General features: G+C 66.5%; 14 protein-coding genes. 5 read left to right on the plus strand and 9 right to left on the minus strand.

All coding sequences use genetic code 11. From position 1 onward, the window contains the following. Nucleotides 1–104 precede the first annotated feature (104 nt). Complete coding sequence (locus tag HMP09_RS08705; protein WP_176501674.1) at nucleotides 105–1250, minus strand: acyl-CoA dehydrogenase family protein; 1146 nt, start codon at nucleotides 1248–1250, stop codon at nucleotides 105–107. Between the two features lie 127 nt (nucleotides 1251–1377). On the opposite strand from HMP09_RS08705, the gene HMP09_RS08710 reads away from it, so the two are divergent. Continuing rightward, nucleotides 1378–1701, plus strand: coding sequence for a GIY-YIG nuclease family protein (locus tag HMP09_RS08710; RefSeq protein WP_176500033.1), 324 nt, complete (start codon nucleotides 1378–1380; stop codon nucleotides 1699–1701). 94 nt (nucleotides 1702–1795) lie between these two features. Here HMP09_RS08710 and HMP09_RS08715 read toward each other — a convergent pair whose 3' ends face one another. Further along, nucleotides 1796–3322 carry a CoA-acylating methylmalonate-semialdehyde dehydrogenase gene (locus HMP09_RS08715; RefSeq protein WP_176500034.1) on the minus strand — a complete coding sequence of 509 codons (1527 nt, stop codon included), beginning with the start codon at nucleotides 3320–3322 and terminating at the stop codon, nucleotides 1796–1798. A gap of 120 nt (nucleotides 3323–3442) precedes the next feature. Between HMP09_RS08715 and HMP09_RS08720 the strand changes: the two genes are divergently transcribed. Both HMP09_RS08720 and HMP09_RS08725 read left to right on the plus strand, forming a co-directional pair. Continuing rightward, nucleotides 3443–4360, plus strand: coding sequence for a LysR family transcriptional regulator (locus HMP09_RS08720; protein ID WP_176500035.1), 918 nt, complete (start codon nucleotides 3443–3445; stop codon nucleotides 4358–4360). A gap of 52 nt (nucleotides 4361–4412) precedes the next feature. Continuing rightward, nucleotides 4413–4787: a hypothetical protein gene (locus HMP09_RS08725; RefSeq protein ID WP_232090825.1), complete on the plus strand. Its 375-nt coding sequence runs from the start codon at nucleotides 4413–4415 to the stop codon at nucleotides 4785–4787. Between the two features lie 118 nt (nucleotides 4788–4905). Here the strand turns inward: HMP09_RS08725 and HMP09_RS08730 are convergent, their stop codons facing one another. The 4 genes from HMP09_RS08730 to HMP09_RS08745 form a co-directional block, all read right to left on the minus strand. Then, complete coding sequence (locus tag HMP09_RS08730) at nucleotides 4906–5985, minus strand: acyl-CoA dehydrogenase family protein (protein WP_176500036.1); 1080 nt, start codon at nucleotides 5983–5985, stop codon at nucleotides 4906–4908. Between the two features lie 4 nt (nucleotides 5986–5989). After that, a complete protein-coding gene (locus tag HMP09_RS08735) occupies nucleotides 5990–7186 on the minus strand; it encodes an acyl-CoA dehydrogenase family protein (protein ID WP_176501675.1) in 1197 nt (398 codons plus the stop codon). A 226-nt stretch (nucleotides 7187–7412) separates the two neighbouring features. After that, the gene (locus HMP09_RS08740; RefSeq protein WP_232090827.1) at nucleotides 7413–8966 is read right to left on the minus strand and encodes an alginate export family protein; all 1554 of its coding nucleotides are present in this window, start codon (nucleotides 8964–8966) and stop codon (nucleotides 7413–7415) included. A 63-nt stretch (nucleotides 8967–9029) separates the two neighbouring features. Beyond that, nucleotides 9030–10370, minus strand: coding sequence for a dicarboxylate/amino acid:cation symporter (locus HMP09_RS08745; protein WP_176500037.1), 1341 nt, complete (start codon nucleotides 10368–10370; stop codon nucleotides 9030–9032). 203 nt (nucleotides 10371–10573) lie between these two features. Here HMP09_RS08745 and HMP09_RS08750 point away from each other — a divergent pair, with 203 nt between their 5' ends. Continuing rightward, nucleotides 10574–12373: a sensor histidine kinase gene (locus tag HMP09_RS08750; RefSeq protein WP_197942419.1), complete on the plus strand. Its 1800-nt coding sequence runs from the start codon at nucleotides 10574–10576 to the stop codon at nucleotides 12371–12373. Further along, entirely contained in the window at nucleotides 12370–13707 is a 1338-nt protein-coding gene (locus tag HMP09_RS08755; RefSeq protein ID WP_176500038.1) for a sigma-54-dependent transcriptional regulator, read from the plus strand. Before HMP09_RS08750 ends, HMP09_RS08755 begins: the two co-directional genes overlap by 4 nt. 96 nt (nucleotides 13708–13803) lie before the next feature. On the opposite strand, the gene HMP09_RS08760 is transcribed toward HMP09_RS08755, so the two are convergent. Genes HMP09_RS08760 through HMP09_RS08770 form a run of 3 tightly spaced genes read right to left on the minus strand, consistent with a single transcriptional unit; the run spans nucleotide 13804 to nucleotide 16842 of the window. Continuing rightward, nucleotides 13804–14859: an AbrB family transcriptional regulator gene (locus tag HMP09_RS08760; RefSeq protein WP_197942420.1), complete on the minus strand. Its 1056-nt coding sequence runs from the start codon at nucleotides 14857–14859 to the stop codon at nucleotides 13804–13806. After that, nucleotides 14856–15518, minus strand: a complete 663-nt coding sequence (locus HMP09_RS08765; RefSeq protein WP_176500039.1) for a hypothetical protein — start codon at nucleotides 15516–15518, stop codon at nucleotides 14856–14858. The genes HMP09_RS08760 and HMP09_RS08765 overlap by 4 nt, the downstream gene beginning before the upstream one ends. Nucleotides 15519–15531: 13 nt before the next feature. Beyond that, complete coding sequence (locus tag HMP09_RS08770; RefSeq protein WP_176500040.1) at nucleotides 15532–16842, minus strand: Hsp70 family protein; 1311 nt, start codon at nucleotides 16840–16842, stop codon at nucleotides 15532–15534. Nucleotides 16843–16915 lie beyond the last annotated feature (73 nt).

Here is a 16915-nt window from a genome sequence, read left to right on the forward strand (position 1 = left end):
GGAAAGGTCTATGTAACGCAGGATGTCACCAAGCCGATTAGCGTCCCCCAGCTGGACCCCGGCCTTCGCCGGGGTGGTCGCTGTGTGAGGCCTCTTCCTACGAATCATTGCCGCGTCAGCTCGCGCCCGACGATCATCCGCATCACCTGGTTCGTGCCCTCGAGGATCGAATGCACGCGCAGGTCGCGCCAGAAGCGTTCGATCGGGTAATCCTGCAGATACCCATAGCCGCCATGCAGCTGCAACGCGCGGTCGACCACCGAAGACCCCGTATCTGTCGCCAGCCGCTTCGCCATCGCCGCGAACTTGGTCTTGTCGGGCGCGTTCGCCGTCACCTTGGCCGCCGCGATGTAGAGCAACGCACGCGCCGCCTCCAACTCGGTGGCCATGTCCGCCAGCATGAACTGCGTGTTCTGGAAATCCGCGATGGGCTTGCCGAACTGCTTGCGGTCGCGCGTATAGGCGATCGCCTCGTCGAGACACCGCTGCGCACCGCCGAGCGAGCACGCCCCGATGTTCAGCCGCCCGCCGTCGAGCCCCATCATCGCGATCCGGAACCCCTCGCCCTCGCCGCCGACCATGTTCGCCGCCGGCACGCGGACGCCGTCGAAGATCACCTGCCGCGTCGGCTGCGAATGCCAGCCGAGCTTCTTCTCGTTCGCACCGAACGACACGCCCGGCATGTCCTTCTCGATCACAAGGCAGGAAATGCCCTTCGGCCCATCCTCCCCGGTGCGGACCATCGTCACATACACCTCGTTCTCGCCCGCGCCCGAGATGAACTGCTTCGAGCCCGTCACGATCCAGTCGTCGCCATCGCGAACCGCACGCGTCTTGAGCGCCGCCGCATCCGAGCCAGAGCCCGGCTCGGTCAGACAATAGCTCGCCAGCCGATCCATCGTCACCAGATCGGGCAGATACTTGTCCTTCACCGCGGCCGACCCGAACCGGTCGATCATCCACGCCGCCATGTTATGGATGCTAATGAACGCCGACGTCGAAGGGCACCCATACGACATCGCCTCCATGATCAGCGCAGCTTCCAGTCGCCCGAGCGCGATCCCGCCGCTCTCCTCGCTGACATAGATCGCCGCGAACCCGACCTCCGCTGCCGCCTTGATCGTATCACGCGGGAAGATGTGCTTCTCGTCCCACTCGGCGGCATGCGGGGTGATCCGGTCCGCGGTAAATCGCCGCGCGAGGTCCTGGATCTCGCGCTGGTCGTCGGTGAGGTCGAACTGGTTGGTCATCGGACTTTCCTGTGTCGTCATACTAATTCCGTCATACTGGGCTTGACCCAGTATCCAGAGCGGCGAATGCAGACGCCTGTGGCTCTGGATCCTGACTTTCGTCAGGATGACGGGGTGGGGGAATGATATGGCTAGGCAACCCGCGGTCTATATCATGGCGAGCTGGCGTAACGGAACGCTGTACATCGGCGTCACGTCCGATCTGATGGCACGGATCGTTCAGCACCGCGAGGGCATGTTCGACGGCTTTACAAAGCGATACGCGGTGAACCGGCTGGTTTGGTTTGCGATGGCAGACACAATGGACGCGGCGATCACGCGCGAGAAACAGCTGAAGGTCTGGAAACGGTCCTGGAAGATCACGCTGATCGAGACGGAGAACCCGACATGGCGCGATCTAGCCGAAGACTGGGGCTTCGATCCAATGCCCACCCCTACCCCGTCATCCTGACGAAAGTCAGGATCCAGAGCCAAGAACGTTGCCCTCGGTGGCTCTGGATCCTGGATCAAGTCCAGGATGACGGAGGGAAAGCGCCGCAACCCGATCACCCCATCGTCGGGATGACAAACGCATCGTTGTTCCGCGCCGGACCGCCATCCTCCGCCATCGCCGGCAGCGCCGACCCATCGGGCCAGCGCTGCGTGATCGTCTTGACCTTGGTCCAGAACTTCACGCCCTCCATGCCGTGCTGGTTGGTGTCCCCGAACGCCGAGCGCTTCCACCCGCCGAAGGTGTGATACGCCACCGGCACCGGGATCGGCACGTTGATGCCCACCATCCCGACATTCACCCGCGCCGCGAACTCGCGCGCGGCGTGGCCGTTGCGCGTGAAGATCGCGACGCCGTTGCCATATTGATGCTCGCTCGGCAGCCGCACCGCCTCCTCGAAGTCCGCCGCGCGGACGATCTGGAGCACCGGCCCGAAGATCTCCTCCTTGTACGCCGACATCTCCGTGGTGACGTGGTCGAACAGCGACGGCCCGATGAAGAAGCCCTTCTCATGCCCCTGCAACGCAAACCCGCGCCCGTCGACGACGAGCTCCGCGCCCTCGTCGACACCGGTCTGAATCCAGTTCTCGATCCGGGTGTGATGCGCCGCGTTCACCACGGGACCGTAATGCGCGTCATTGTCGGTCGACACGCCAACGCGCAGTGCAGCGATCGCCGGGATCAGCTTCTCGCGTAGCGCGATCGCGGTCTTCTCTCCGACCGGCACCACCACCGGCAGCGCCATGCAGCGCTCGCCCGCCGAGCCGAACGCCGCGCCCGACAGATCGGCGACGACCTGGTCGAGGTCCGCGTCGGGCATGACGATGCCGTGGTTCTTGGCGCCGCCCATCGCCTGGACGCGCTTGCCCGCCTCGACGCCGCGCCGGTACACGTAATGCGCGATGTCGGACGACCCGACGAAGCTGACCGCCGCAATCGCCGGATGATCAAGGATCGCGTCGACCATCTCCTTGTCGCCGTGGACGACCTGGAAGATCCCCTCGGGCAGCCCCGCCTCGACGAACAATTCACCCAGCCGCACCGGCACCGACGGATCACGCTCGCTCGGCTTCAGAATGAACGCGTTCCCAGTCGCGATCGCCACGCCCGACATCCACAGCGGGATCATCGCCGGGAAGTTGAACGGCGTGATCCCCGCACCGATGCCGAGCGGCTGGCGCATCGAATACACATCGATCCCCGGCCCCGCGCCCTGCGTATATTCGCCCTTGAGGATGTGCGGGATGCCGCAGCAGAACTCGATCACCTCGAGCCCACGCTGGATATCGCCCTTCGAATCCGCGATCACCTTGCCGTGCTCGGACGAGAGCATCCGCGCCAGCTCGTCCATGTTCGCCTCGACCAGCCGCTTGAACTCGAACATCACGCGCGCACGACGCTGCGGGTTGGTCGCGGCCCAGGCCGGCTGCGCCTTCTGCGCGGCGGCGACCGCGCGCTCCAGATCCGCCGCACCCGACAGGCGAACCCGCGCCTGCACTTCGCCCGAATTCGGGTCGAACACGTCACCGAAGCGCTCGGCGGTGCTGGCCGCACCGCTCACGAAATTCTCGATCGTCCGCATGGCATCCTCTTCTCGTTGTCCGCACCGTCGGCCATAAGCGTTTCGCAGCCAAGAGGGGCTGTTTGCAGATTCGCTCTGCGAATATGCAGCACGGGATGAGCCGTTCATGGGCCAGGTTTAATGGATTGGGACGACGTCCGGTATTTCCTGGCCCTGGCGCGCACGCACCGGCTCGGACCCGCCGCGAAACTGCTCGGACAGGACGCGACGACGGTTTCGCGGCGGCTGCAACGCCTGGAGCGACGCCTCCAGACGACGTTGTTCGAGCAGACCGTTGCCGGCTACGCGCTGACCGAGCGGGGCGCTGCGCTGTTGGAGCATGCCGAGACGATGGAGGCGTCGGCGCTCGGGATCCAGGAAGTGGTCGGCAATGACGCGGGCGTGCTCGCCGGCCCGATCCGGTTGAGCGTTTCGGAAGGGTTCGGCAGCCGCATCCTCGCCCCGCGCCTCGCGTCGTTCACCAACCAGCATCCGCGGATCGCCGTCGACCTGATCGCCTCGACCGGGTTCCTCAATCCGTCGCGACGCGAGGCGGACATTGCGGTGATGCTGGCACGCCCGAAGAGCGGCCCGCTGGTCGCGCGCAAACTCACCGACTATCACCTCGGCCTCTACGCGCATCCGGATCATCTCGCCAGGATGGGGCCGATCGCGACCACCGCGGACCTGATGCGCCACCGCCTGATTGGCTATGTGCCGGACATGATCTACGCGCCCGAGCTTCGGTATCTGGCGGAGATCGACGGTCGCCTCGACGCCTCGATCCGCAGTTCGAGCATCGTCGCACAGGCCGAGCTGATCGCGGCCGGCGCGGGGTGCGGCATCCTGCCCTGCTTCATCGGCGACCGCGTGCCCGGGTTGATCCGCGTCCTGCCCGAAGCCGTGGACATCCAGCGCTCGTTCTGGCTCGTCGTCCACCGCGACGTCCGCCGGATCGCGCGGATCGACCGGTTCATCGCGTGGCTGGACGCGACGGTAGGCGAGCTGAAGCCGCTGATGCTCGGCGCCACGCCGCGCGCGATTGCCGCTCCCGACTGAGGGTCCTATAGATCGATGTTGCACGGCAGCATCGCCGACCCGGAGCACCGCGTTGATCCCCAAACTCTATCACCAGATGATCGACGCGATCGGCGATGGCACCGGCCTGCCCGACATCATCCTTCACATCCATGCCGGCATGGCCCTGCTGATGATTGCGCGACTGGTAACGCGGCGGTCGTTCGGGACGTTCATTCCGTGGTGGGTGGTGGTCGCGGGCGAGGCGTTCAACGAGATCATGGACCGGCTGAACTTCGGGTCGTGGCGGTGGGAGGATACCTCGCTGGATATCATCAACACGCTGCTGTGGCCGACGGTGATCTGCCTTGGCGTGCGCTTGCGCCCGATGATCGCGCAGCGGACGAAGGCCGAGCCGGTTGCAATCGAGATTGGAGCTGGCGAGACCGCAGCTGTCGAACCCGTTTGATACCCTGCACGCTGCGTAGCCCATCATCCTGACGAAAGTCAGGATCCAGAGCCGTCAAGGACAACGCCCGTGACCCTCGGCCCTGGCTTTCGTCAGGGTGACGGAGGCAGGGATAGTCTCACCCCAGCGCGATATAGCGTTGCAGGTGATAATCCTCGTCGCCAAGCTGGTGGTCGATCATCACCAGCCGTTTGGCGTAGTGCGACACCGCATATTCCCACGTCATCCCGATCCCGCCGTGCAGCTGGATCGACTCCTCGGCGACCAGCGCGCCGGTCCGACCAATCGTGTATTTCGCTGCCGCCAGCGCCCGGTCGCGCGCCGTCGCATCGTCGCCGTCGAACGCCGACGCCGCGTTGATCACCGCCGACTGCGCCTGCTCGATCTCCAGCAACACCGTCGCCATGCGGTGCTGGAGCGCCTGGAACTTGCCGATCGGCACGCCGAACTGTTTCCGATCGCGGAGGTAACCGAGCGTCGCCTCCTTGACGAATTCCATCGCGCCGAGCGCTTCGGCCGACAGCGCGAGCAACCCGGCACCGACCGCCGCATCGACGATCGCCTGCCCCTGCCCTTCGCCGCCGACGCGCGCGTCCGCGCCTAGCGTCACACCATCGAACGTCACGTCGCCCGCGCCACCGCCTTCGACGACGTTGTAGCTGCGGACCGACATCCCGGCCGCATCCGCGGGCACGAGGAACACGAGCGGCTCGTCCTGTTCGACCACCACGACGAAGACCGACGCCGCACCAGCCTGCGCAACGACCGCCTTGGTCCCGCTGAGCGTCCAGCCGTCGCCGCTCTTCGTCGCGGTCACCGGCGTCGCACCGTCCTCCTGCGCGAACGCGGCGATCGTCTCGCCGGACACGATCCCGGCGAGCGTTTCGTCATGCCGACCGCCCGCGGCGAGCGCGCGGCCCGCCATCAGCGCACCCAGGAACGGCTCGACCACCAGCGCGCGGCCGAGCGCCTCGAACACTACCATGATGTCGAACCCGCTGCCGCCGAAGCCGCCCGCCGCCTCGTCGAACAGCGCCGAGACGATGCCGAGCTCGTTCAACTGCTTCCAGACCGTCGGGTCGTACCCCGCGTCGCTGTACGCGCCCGCATTGCGCGTATCGATCGGATAGCCGTCGCGCAGCGCGCGGACGAGCGTATCGGCCAGCATGCGGCGATCATCGGTGTGGTCGAAGTTCATGTGCTCAGAGACCCAGAATGGCTTTGGAGATGATGTTCTTCTGGATCTCGTTCGACCCGCCGAAGATCGACAGTTTGCGGTTATTGAAATAGCTCGGTGCCGCCATCGCCGCATCCTCGGGGCCGACATCCTCGCCGTTCCACCCGGCCTCCAGCGCCTCGGGAATGTACGGCGCGGCATAAGAGCCATAAGCGCGCCGCGTCAGCGCAGTGATCTCCTGGCGGATCTCGGTCCCCTTGATCTTGAGCATCGAGCTTTCCGCCCCCGGCGCGCCGCCGCCCGCCACCGCGGCCAGCACGCGGAGATTGGTCGTCTGCATGTTGGCGAGGTCGATCTCGACCCGCGCCATCCGTGCCGCGAACAGCGGATCGTCGGCCAGCGCACGCCCGCCCTTCTTCTGCGACTGCGCGACCTCCTTCAGCCGCTCGAACGACGCAATCGAGAAGCCGACGCCCGCGATGTTGGTCCGCTCGTAGGTCAGCAGATACTTGGCGTAGGTCCAGCCCTGGTTCTCTTCGCCGACGAGGTTGGCGACAGGCACCTCGACGTCGGTGAAGAACACCTCGTTCACCTCCTGCTCGCCGTCGATCAGCGTGATCGGGCGGACTTCGATGCCGGGCGACTTCATGTCGATCAGCAGGAAGCTGATGCCCTCCTGCTTCTTGGCGGTCGCATCGGTGCGGACGAGGCAGAAAATCATGTCGGCATGCTGGCCGAGCGTCGTCCACGTCTTCTGGCCGTTGACGACATAGACGTCGCCGTTCCGGACGGCGGTCGTCTTGAGGCCCGCGAGATCGGACCCTGCGCCCGGCTCGGAATAGCCCTGGCACCACCAGTCAGAGCCGTCGAGAATGCGCGGCAGCCACTGCGCCTTCTGCTCCTCGGAGCCATATTTGATCAGCACCGGCCCAAGCATATTTACGCCGAACGGAACGACGCGGGGCGCGTGGGCAAGCGCCGATTCGTTGTCGAAGATAAAGCGCTGAATCACGCTCCAGCCGGGACCGCCCCATTGTTCGGGCCAGTGATTGGCGAGCCAGCCGCGTTCGTTGAGGATCGCGTGCCATTCCTCCATGTCCGCCTTGCGCAGGCGCTTGCCTTCGCGGACCAGCGTCGAGAGGCGCGCGGGGAGTTTGTCGCGGAAGAACGCGCGGACTTCGTCGCGGAACGATTCTTCCTCGGGCGTGAAGCTGAGATCCATGGCCATGTGCTCCTGATGTTGGAGTCCATGTGCCACAGTCGAACGCGAAATTGAAGGACCGGTATGGTCTAAATCGCATGGATCTTGAAGCAAGGTGCCGCAGGTTAATTCGGACGGTATCACCGCCGCCCATGTCATCCTGACGAACGTCGGGACCCGGAGCCAGAAGCGTTAGCGCCTGTTACCCTGGGTCCTGACGTTCGTCAGGAGGACGGCGTGAGGCAGATCAGAACCGGAAGCTCAGCCACCCCGCGCCGAAGTTGGTGCCCTTATACCCGGCATTGGTCAGCGCATCGCCCGCCTTGAAATGCTCGAGCCGGCCGGTAAACGACAACCGCGGCGTTATCGACCATACCGCCTGCAAACGCGCCGCCTGCCCGATCTCGCGGCCGCCGACGTTCTGCGTGCCCAGATACGGCGTCCCGTTCGAGCGATAGACCGCATCGTTCAACGTCGCGCGCCACATGAACTCGTATTCCGCCGTCACCCGCACTTTGGCGATCGGTTGGAACGAGACGTTCGGCGCCGCGTCGATATAGTTGATCGGCCCGACGAACACGCCGTAGGTGTAATAGATGTTATTGCCGAACGGCGAGAACGACGTCCGCAGCGGCTTGGTCGGGTCGAACGCATCGCCACCACTGCCGTAATCCCCGCGCAGGCCCACGCGCGGCGCGGACTTGTCCTTGCCGAGACGGTAGGTCTGTGCGGCGAACACCTGCCACGCCTTGATCGGACGGCCGTTGAAATTCCCCTCCTCGCGCGTGACGGTGTAATCCACCGTCAGCGGCCCCGCGGTGCCCCACAGCCGCCCGCCATAATAAATGCGCTCCTCGACGCCGCGCCGCTGACCCCAGATCTGGTCGCGACTGCGCAGCCGCCACAGCAGGGGGTCGAAGAACAGCTTCGATCCGCCGAACAGCTTTTCGGGAAGGACGACGCCCAGGCTGATGCCGCTGAACCTCGTATCCTTGTCGGTCTTGTCGTCCGACAGCCCCTCGGTGCCGTAATTCACGAAGTTGAAGTCGAACACGTCGGCGCGCAGCGTCTTGCCCTTCGCCCAGGCGCGGACGCCGTCGAGCACGAACATAACGGCATTATTGTCGCGCGCCGAGACGAGCAGGCTGATGCCATCGGTGAACTCCTGCCGGCCACCGCGCACGCCAACCTCGACATTGCCGACCTTGCCGTAAACGTCGGCAAAGGCCTGTTGCAGGAACAGGTCGTTGCGCTGCGTTCCCGCAACCGCGCCGGTGTTGACGCCGCCGACCGTCCCGTTGGCGAGCTCGCCGAACACGCGGAAATGATCGCCGAGATGCAGGTCCGCGCCGCCGACCACGCGGAGGATGTCGAGCCGCTGCGCGTCCGTCTCGACCAGCCCCTGGTTGCTGGTGAAATTCACGCGCGCGCGGATTTCGCCGCTGAGCGTCAGATAGCTGTTAGACCCGGAATCGATCGAGATATATTTCAACGAATCCAGCGGATCGTCTCGCTTCGCGGGATCCTTGTACTTGCTCCAGTCCTCCGCCCAGCGCGAGATGTTGTAGCCGCCAGTCGTCGCGCCGTACCCCTCGGCCTCGGCCGGATAGCCCGAATCTTTCTCGGCGGTTGGCGTGCCGGCGGGCTTTGCGCCCTTGTCCGCATTGACGGGGACGTTCGCCGCAGTCGGGTCGGTCTGCGCAGAGCCGCCCTGCGCCGGACTGCCAGTCTGCGCGAAGGCGGGGCATGCGATTACGATGGCGAGCGCACAAACGCTACTACCCATGAAAACTCGGGTCATTGGGAACACCTTGGTTCAGTAAGACGCCGTCCGTCCGCCGTATGGCGAACGGACGGCTTCAGGTCAGGCAGCGACGGGGGGGATCGCCGCAGGCACGAACTCGGGCAGCTTGCCCGATAGCGCGGCGTCGAGCTTGTCGCGGTCAAGCGCACCTTCCCAGCGGGCGACGACGATCGTCGCGACCGCGTTGCCGATGAAGTTGGTGAGGCTGCGGCACTCGCTCATGAAGCGATCGACGCCGAGGATCAGCGCCATCCCGGCGATCGGCACGGTCGGTACGATCGAAAGCGTGGCGGCCAGCGTGATGAAGCCCGCGCCAGTCACGCCCGCCGCACCCTTCGAAGAGATCATCGCGACGACCAGCAGCAGCAATTCCTGCCCGAGCGTCAGATGCGTGTTCGTCGCCTGCGCGATGAACAGCGCCGCCAGCGTCATGTAGATGTTGGTACCGTCGAGGTTGAACGAATAGCCGGTCGGCACGACCAGCCCGACGACCGACTTCTCGCAGCCCGCGGCCTCCATCTTCTGGATCAGGTTCGGAAGGGCCGCTTCAGACGACGAGGTACCGAGCACCAGCAGCAGTTCGGCCTTCAGATACTTGATCAGCTTGAAGATCGAGAAGCCCGTCAGGCGCGCAACGGTGCCGAGGACGACCACCACGAACAGCGCCGCGGTCAGATAGAAGGTCGCGACCAGCGCGCCGAGATTGGCAAGGCTGCCGATCCCGTATTTGCCGATCGTGAACGCGATCGCCCCGAACGCACCGAGCGGCGCTGCGCGCATCAGAATGCCGACCAGCTTGAAGACGATCAGGCTGAGGCGCTCGAGGAAGTTGAGCACCGGCTTGGCCGGCTCGCCGACCAGGCTCAGCGAAATGCCGAACAGGATCGCGACGAGCAGGATCTGGAGGATATTCCCTTCCGTGAACGCGCTGACCATCGTGTCCGGGATGATGCTCATCAGGAACCCGGTGATCGTCGTCTCATGCGCCTTCACGGTGAAGTCGGCGATGCCCTTGGTATCGAGCGAGGCTGCGTCGATGTTCATCCCCGCGCCCGGCTGGACGACGTTGGCAACGATGAAGCCGACGATCAGCGCAAGCGTCGAGAAGAACAGGAAATAGGCGAACGCCTTGCCGGCCACGCGGCCGACCGAGCCCAGTTCCTTCATGCCCGCGATACCCGTGACGAGCGTCAGGAAGATCACCGGGGCGATGATCATCTTCACCAGCTTGATGAACGCATCGCCGAGCGGCTTCAGCGCCGCGCCGTACGTCGGATAGAAATGCCCGAGCGCCGCACCCAGCGCGATCGCGATCAGCACCTGGATATAGAGCTGGCCGCTCCAGCGCTTGCGCGCCGGCGTTTCCGCGACGCCATATGTCTGGGATGGTAGGGTCAACATCGCCTCCTGAAAACCGTCGTCCACTGCAACGGGACGTTATGGCAACCGTAATGCCGGGCCGGACCGCGGACTACAAGACTGAGTCCAGCCATCCATAAAACGTTGGTTTTGCGGGGTTTGTGGCCATACCCGGTTTTCAGATGTGCGAAAAACGCCACTATTCAGCTGTAGCAGGAGGCGTTGGTGTGTGATAATCCGCACAAATGGCGCGGCTCAGATCCCCCCTTTTCATCACCGCGCTGGCGGTGCTGCTGGCGTTCGCGGCGCTCGGCATGGTCGTCGCGGGCGTCGCCTCGATCTATGGCCCGCGCGCGGTGGCGGACGCGACCGCAACGGTGCGGATGCGCGCGGTCCAGCAGACGCGCAGCAACCTCCGCCTGCTCGAGGCGGAGTTGCAGACCTACCGGCTGCTCCCGGTCATGCTCGGCGAATATCCGGATGTCCGGGCCGCACTCGCCTCGGGCACGGTCGATCCGGCGCTCAACACGAAGCTGGCACTGCTGGCGCAGCGGACCGGCGCCCCGGTGATCTACGCGCTCGATACGCACGGCATGACGATCGCCGCCTCGAACGCCGCACGCGCGGACAGCTTTCTCGGCCACGACTATCGCTATCGCGATTATTTCACCAAGGCGATGGCCTCGGGCGCGACCGAGTTCTTTGCGCTCGGCAGCGTCAGCGGGCGGCCCGGCCTGTATCTGTCACGACGCATCGACCGCGACGGGCGTCCGCTCGGCGTGGTCGTGGTGAAGGTCGAGTTCGGCAAGATCGCGCGCGCGTGGATCCAGGATATGATGGCGACCTTCGTCACCGATCCCGATGGCATCATCCTGATCTCGAGCGATCCGAAGCTCGAATTCAGGACGACGCGTACGCTGTCCCCTGCGCGTCGCGCGGCATTGATCGCGACACGCCAGTTCGGCACGTCGCCGCTCGCCCCGGCACCGCTGACGCTTCGCGGCGGCGTATGGCACGAGGGGGTGTCGCGGCTGCCCAACGGATCGCCCGCGATCGCGGTCTCGCTCCCGGTGCCGATTGCAGGCTGGCGGCTGGTGCATATGGAGCCGCTCGACGCCGCGTTGCGCGCCGCCGCGGCGCGCACGCGCTGGGCGACCGCGATCGCGGCGCTGCTGACGATCGCGGTGATCGTTGCCGCGTGGTGGCTCCACGAACGCCGCAAGCGCAACGCAGGTGCGCGCGCCGAACTCGAGGCCGAGGTCGCACGGCGCACCGCAGAGCTGCGCGCCACCGCCGACCGCCTCCAGATCGAGGTCGAACAGCGCGAGGCGTCCGACCAGCGCTTTCGCCAGGCGCGCGAGGAGCTGGCGCACGCCAACCGGGTCGGCTCGATCGGCACGATCACCGCCAGCGTCGCGCACGAGATCAACCAGCCGGTCGCCGCGATCCGCACCTTCGCCGACAACGCCGCCGCCTTCCTCGCGCGCGGCGAACCCGCACGCGCGGCGACCAATCTCCAGTCGATCGTCGATCTCACCAGCCGGATCGGCACGATCACCGCCGGCTTGCGCCGCTACGCACGACGTGGCGCAGGCTCAATCGGCCCGGTCGCACTCGACGAGGCCGTCGACGGCGTCCGCCTGCTGATCGGCGACCGCTTCCGCGCGAAGGGCGTGACGCTCGATCTGCCAACGGGTCCCGAGGCACGGCTGACCGTGATCGCCGGCCGCGTCCGGCTGGAGCAGGTCCTAGTCAACCTCCTCCAGAACGCACTCGACGCGGTGGCCGACCGGCGCGATGCCCGCGTCAGCGTCACGGTCGGCCGGAAGGGCCGCGACGTCGTGCTGACCGTTGCCGACAACGGCCCCGGCATCGCGCCCGCGATGGCCGACCACCTCTTCACCCCGTTCGAGACGAGCAAGAAGGACGGCCTTGGCCTGGGCCTCGGCATCGCGCGCGACATCATGACCGAGTTCGGCGGCACGCTCGACCTCGTCCCAGCCCCCGAAGGTGCGATCTTCCGCATGATCCTGGTAAAAGCATGACCGAGCAAGCCGTTCTCTTGGTCGATGACGACGACGTCCTGCGCGGCGCGCTCGAACAATCGTTCGAACTCGCCGGCATCGCGGTGATCGCCGAACGCGATCCGACCGTCGCGCTGGCGCGCGTGACCGCAGGGTTCGACGGCGCTGTGGTGTCCGACATCCGCATGCCGAAGATGGACGGGCTCGAGCTGTTCCGCCGGATCGCCGCGATCGACCACGAGATCCCGGTGCTGCTGATGACCGGGCACGGCGACGTCGCGATGGCGGTCGCTGCGCTCAAGAACGGCGCGTTCGACTTCATCCCGAAACCGTTCGCCACGGATCACCTCATCGCCGGCGCACGCCGCGCGCTCGAAATGCGCCGCCTCGTCCTCGACAACCGCCGCCTGCGCGCCGCCGCGGAAGAAACGATCGGCGCCGAACCGCTCATCGGCGAGACCCCCGTCATGGTCCGCCTCCGCGACACCATGCGCCAGATCGCCCAAGCCGATATCGACGTGCTGGTCGAGGGCGAGACCGGCACCGGCAAGGAGCTCGTCGCCGTCCTCCTCCACCGCTGGAGCAACCGCCGCTCGCGGCCCTTCGTCGCGGTCAACTGCGCCGCGCTGCCCGAGGCGGTCGCCGAGATCGAGCTGTTCGGCCATGACGGAGACTCGCGGCTGCCGCGCACCGGGCGGATCGAGGCATCGAACCGCGGCACGCTCTTCCTCGACGAGATCGAAAGCACGCTGCCGGCGTTCCAGGCGAAACTGCTACGGGTGCTGGAGGAACGCGAGGTGATGCCCGTCGGCGGCGACCTGCCACGCGCGCTCGACCTCCGCGTGATTGCCGCCGCCAAGCCCGGCCTCGAACAAGCCGTCGAGGACGGTCGCTTCCGCGCCGACCTGCTGTTCCGCCTCGACGCGGTCCGCCTCCGCATCCCGCCGTTGCGCGAACGCCGCGACGACATTCCGCTATTGTTCGGCCATCTGCTCCATCAGGCGGCAGAGCGGTTCGGCCGCGACGTGCCGACCATCGACACCGCCACGCTCGCCTATCTCGGGCAGCACGACTGGCCCGGCAACGTCCGCGAACTCGACAACCTCGCCAAACGCCTCGTGCTCCGCGTCAAAGCGGACGAACCCGCGGACGAAGACAGCGACATCCCCCTCCCCGCGCGCGTCGACAAGTTCGAGGAAGCGACGATCCGCGCCACGCTGCAACAGGTCAGCGGCGACGTCCGCTCGGCGCTGGCGGCGCTCGGCATCCCGCGGAAAACCTTCTACGACAAGCTCAAGCGCCACGACATCGACGTCGAAGCGTACCGCCCGACCAAGTCCCAACCGTCATCCTGACGAAAGTCAGGATCCAGAGCCAAAAAGGGCTGCCCTCCGCAACCCTGGATCCTGACTTTCGTCAGGATGACGGGCGTATGGAGGCAGTGCGGCGTGTCAGGTCGGAATAACCGGCACCACCCCGCCCTGCCGCGTGGCCACGAACTTCGCGAGCGGCGGCCCGATCACCAAAACCCCGAGAAACCGCAGCACCTGAAGCGCCATCACGAACGGCACATCCACCGGACTCGACGCCGCGATGATCGCCACCGAGTCCATCCCGCCCGGGCTCGTCGCGAGATAGGCGGTAACCGGATCGATCCCCCACCAGCGCGTCAACGCCGCCGCGATCCCGCCGCAGAACGCGATCAGCAGCGCCACCGACAGCAGGATCCGCGGCATCGCCTTGCCCGCCACGAGCACCGTATCGCGCGTGAACGACAGCCCGATCTTCCACCCGACCACCGCATAGCTGATCGCGAGCAGCCACTGCGGCAGCACCGGCTGCGCGACCCCGGTAACGTTCAGCGCCGCGCCCGCGATCAGCGACCCGAGCAACGCCCCCGCCGGCAGCTTCAACGCGACACCAACCCCCGCACCAACACCGGCAATCGCGATCGTCCGCAGCACGGCGATCGGATCGACGGCCGCGAACCACGTCGCGGCGACGTGATGCCCGCTCCCGCCACCGACCATCACCGCGGCCAGCACCGAGGCGACCACCGCAACGCACACGACGCGCGTGTACGTCATCACCGCGACCAGCCGCGAGTCCGCGCCATACGCCTGCGCCATCAAGACCATCGCGCTCGCAGCCCCCGGCGTCGATCCCCACACCGCGACGGTGCCCGGCAATACCTGCCACCGGCTCAGCAGATAGCCGAGCACGCTGCTCGCCGCGAGTGTGACGCCGTTGACCATCAGAAACACCGGCCAGTGATCCGCCACCGTCGCGACGATCCCCGTCGTGATCGACCCCGCGATCAGCGTCCCCACCGCCGCCTGCGCGCCGCGAAACGCTGAGGTGGGCACGCTCAGCGACCAGCCGCGCACCGCAAGCACCACCGCCGCGATCATGGGCCCGAGCAACAGCCCCGCGGGCAATCCGACCAGTTCCAGCACTGCCGCAATCACCGCCGACAGCGCGATCAAGACGGTCCAGCGCCCGATCAAGACTTGGTCGCGAACCAGATCACGTGCCGAGCGCCACCCTTGCGCGTGGCGCGCGCGATAACCTCGTCGACCGCGAAGCCGGCCTCGTCGAGCCGCTTGGCAAACGGCTTGCTCGGCGCAGACGACCACACCGCCAGCACGCCCCCCGGCCGCAGCGCCGCGCGCGCACGCGCCAGCCCCGCCGCGCCGTACAGCCGATCATTCCCCGGCCGCGAAATCCCGTCCGGACCATTGTCGACATCGAGCAGGATCCCGTCCCACTCCCCTTCCGCGATCGCCGCCGCCACGTCGCCCTCGAAGATCCTGGTCCGCGGGTCAGTCAGACTGTCGCCGTGGAATGCTGCCATCGGCCCCCGCGCCCATTCGATCACCACGGGCACGATCTCCGCCACCGCCACCTCTGCGTCGGCGCCAAGCCGACCCAGCGCCGCCCGCAGCGTGAACCCCATGCCCAGCCCGCCGATCAGCATCCGCACGCCCGGCCGCGCCCCGATCCGGTCGCACGCCTGCTCCGCCAGCGCCTCTTCCGAGCCGCTCAGCCGACTGTTCATCAGCTCGTTCGCGCCGAGCATGATCGAGAACTCGGCACCACGCTGGAGCAGCCGCAACTCGCCGCCCCCCGGCACATGCGCCGTCCCCAGCAGAACCCGCGGCACCATCAGGCGGACCCCCTCATGCCGACCACGCCGCGATATCGTCCTGCTCGCCGATCAAGGCCAGCCCATGCGCGATCGAGGTCAGCTCACCCCCGCTCATGATCGCCGCCTCGCCGAACCGCTCGACGAAGATCCGCCGGATGCGCGGGATCAGCGACGACCCGCCGGTCAGGAACACGCGGTCGATCTCGCCGCCGCCGACGTTCGCCGCCGCCAGCGCGCGGTCGACCGCCGCCTCGATCCGCACCACGTCGTCGGCGATCCAGTCCTCGAACTGCGCGCGCGTCACGTCCGCCTCGATCTCCAGCCCCGCGCCCGCGAAGTGGAAATGCGCGTCCTCGCCTTGTGACAAAGCCCGCTTCAGCGTGCCAACCGCATCATACAGCGGATAGCCCAGCTCGTTCTCGATCACCGCGATCATCCGCCCGATCGCGACCGGATCGACCGCGGTCTTCTGCAACCGCTCCAGCTCGGCCATCGTCTTGCGGTTGCGCATCAGCGCCAGCCTGGACCAGTCCGCGAAATCCGCAAAATAGGCGCGCGGAATCTCCAGTTCCTTGTCGAACGACTTGTACGCGCCGCCCTTGCCCAGCATCGGCAGCACCAGCCGGTCGAGGATCCGGTAATCGAACCGGTCACCCGCAATCCCGACGCCGGCATGCCCGAGCGGCGTGCACCGCCGCGCCGCGCCCGGCTCGGCCACGCGCACCACCGAAAAGTCGCTCGTACCGCCGCCGAAATCCGCCACCAGGATCGTCGCCGGCTCGGTCAGCCGCGTCGCATAGCTATAGGCGGCGCCAAGCGGCTCATAGACATAATGGATCTCCGCGCCGAAGCCCTTGAACATCGCGTCGTAGCGCGTCCGCGCCAGCGCCTCGTCGGGCCGCGCGCCCGCATATTCGACCGGCCGCCCGACGACGATCCGCTGCGGCCGCGTGTCGAGCCTGCCGCCCGCATGCGAAATCAGCTTGTCGAGGAACAGCTTGCCCATCTCCTCGAAGCGATAGCGCTTGTCGAAGACCGAGGCCTGCTCGAAACTCTTCATCGCCGCGACCGACTTGAACGACTGGATGAACCGGCTGTCGAGCGGATATTCCATATATTCGGCGATCGCCCACGGCCCCGCATCCGATGCGAGCCCCTTGCCGCTGTCGTCCTGCCAGAAGCAGAGCGCCGAGCGGAACACCGGGCTCGTCTCGGCGGGATTCGTCTCGTCCGGGGCGAAGGTCATCAGCTCGGGCATGCCGCCCTTCGTCCCCAGCGCCACGACGCTGTTGGTCGTGCCGAAATCCAGCCCCAAGGCGGGGCCGCCAGCGTCCGTCTGCATCGCGTCATCCTTCAATGAACGCGCGCCTATGCCGATGCGGGGACAGGGATGGCAACCGGTAAAGTCGGTTTCC

The sequence above is a fragment of the Sphingomonas sp. HMP9 genome (genome assembly GCF_013374115.1).
Taxonomy (GTDB): Bacteria; Pseudomonadota; Alphaproteobacteria; order Sphingomonadales; family Sphingomonadaceae; genus Sphingomonas.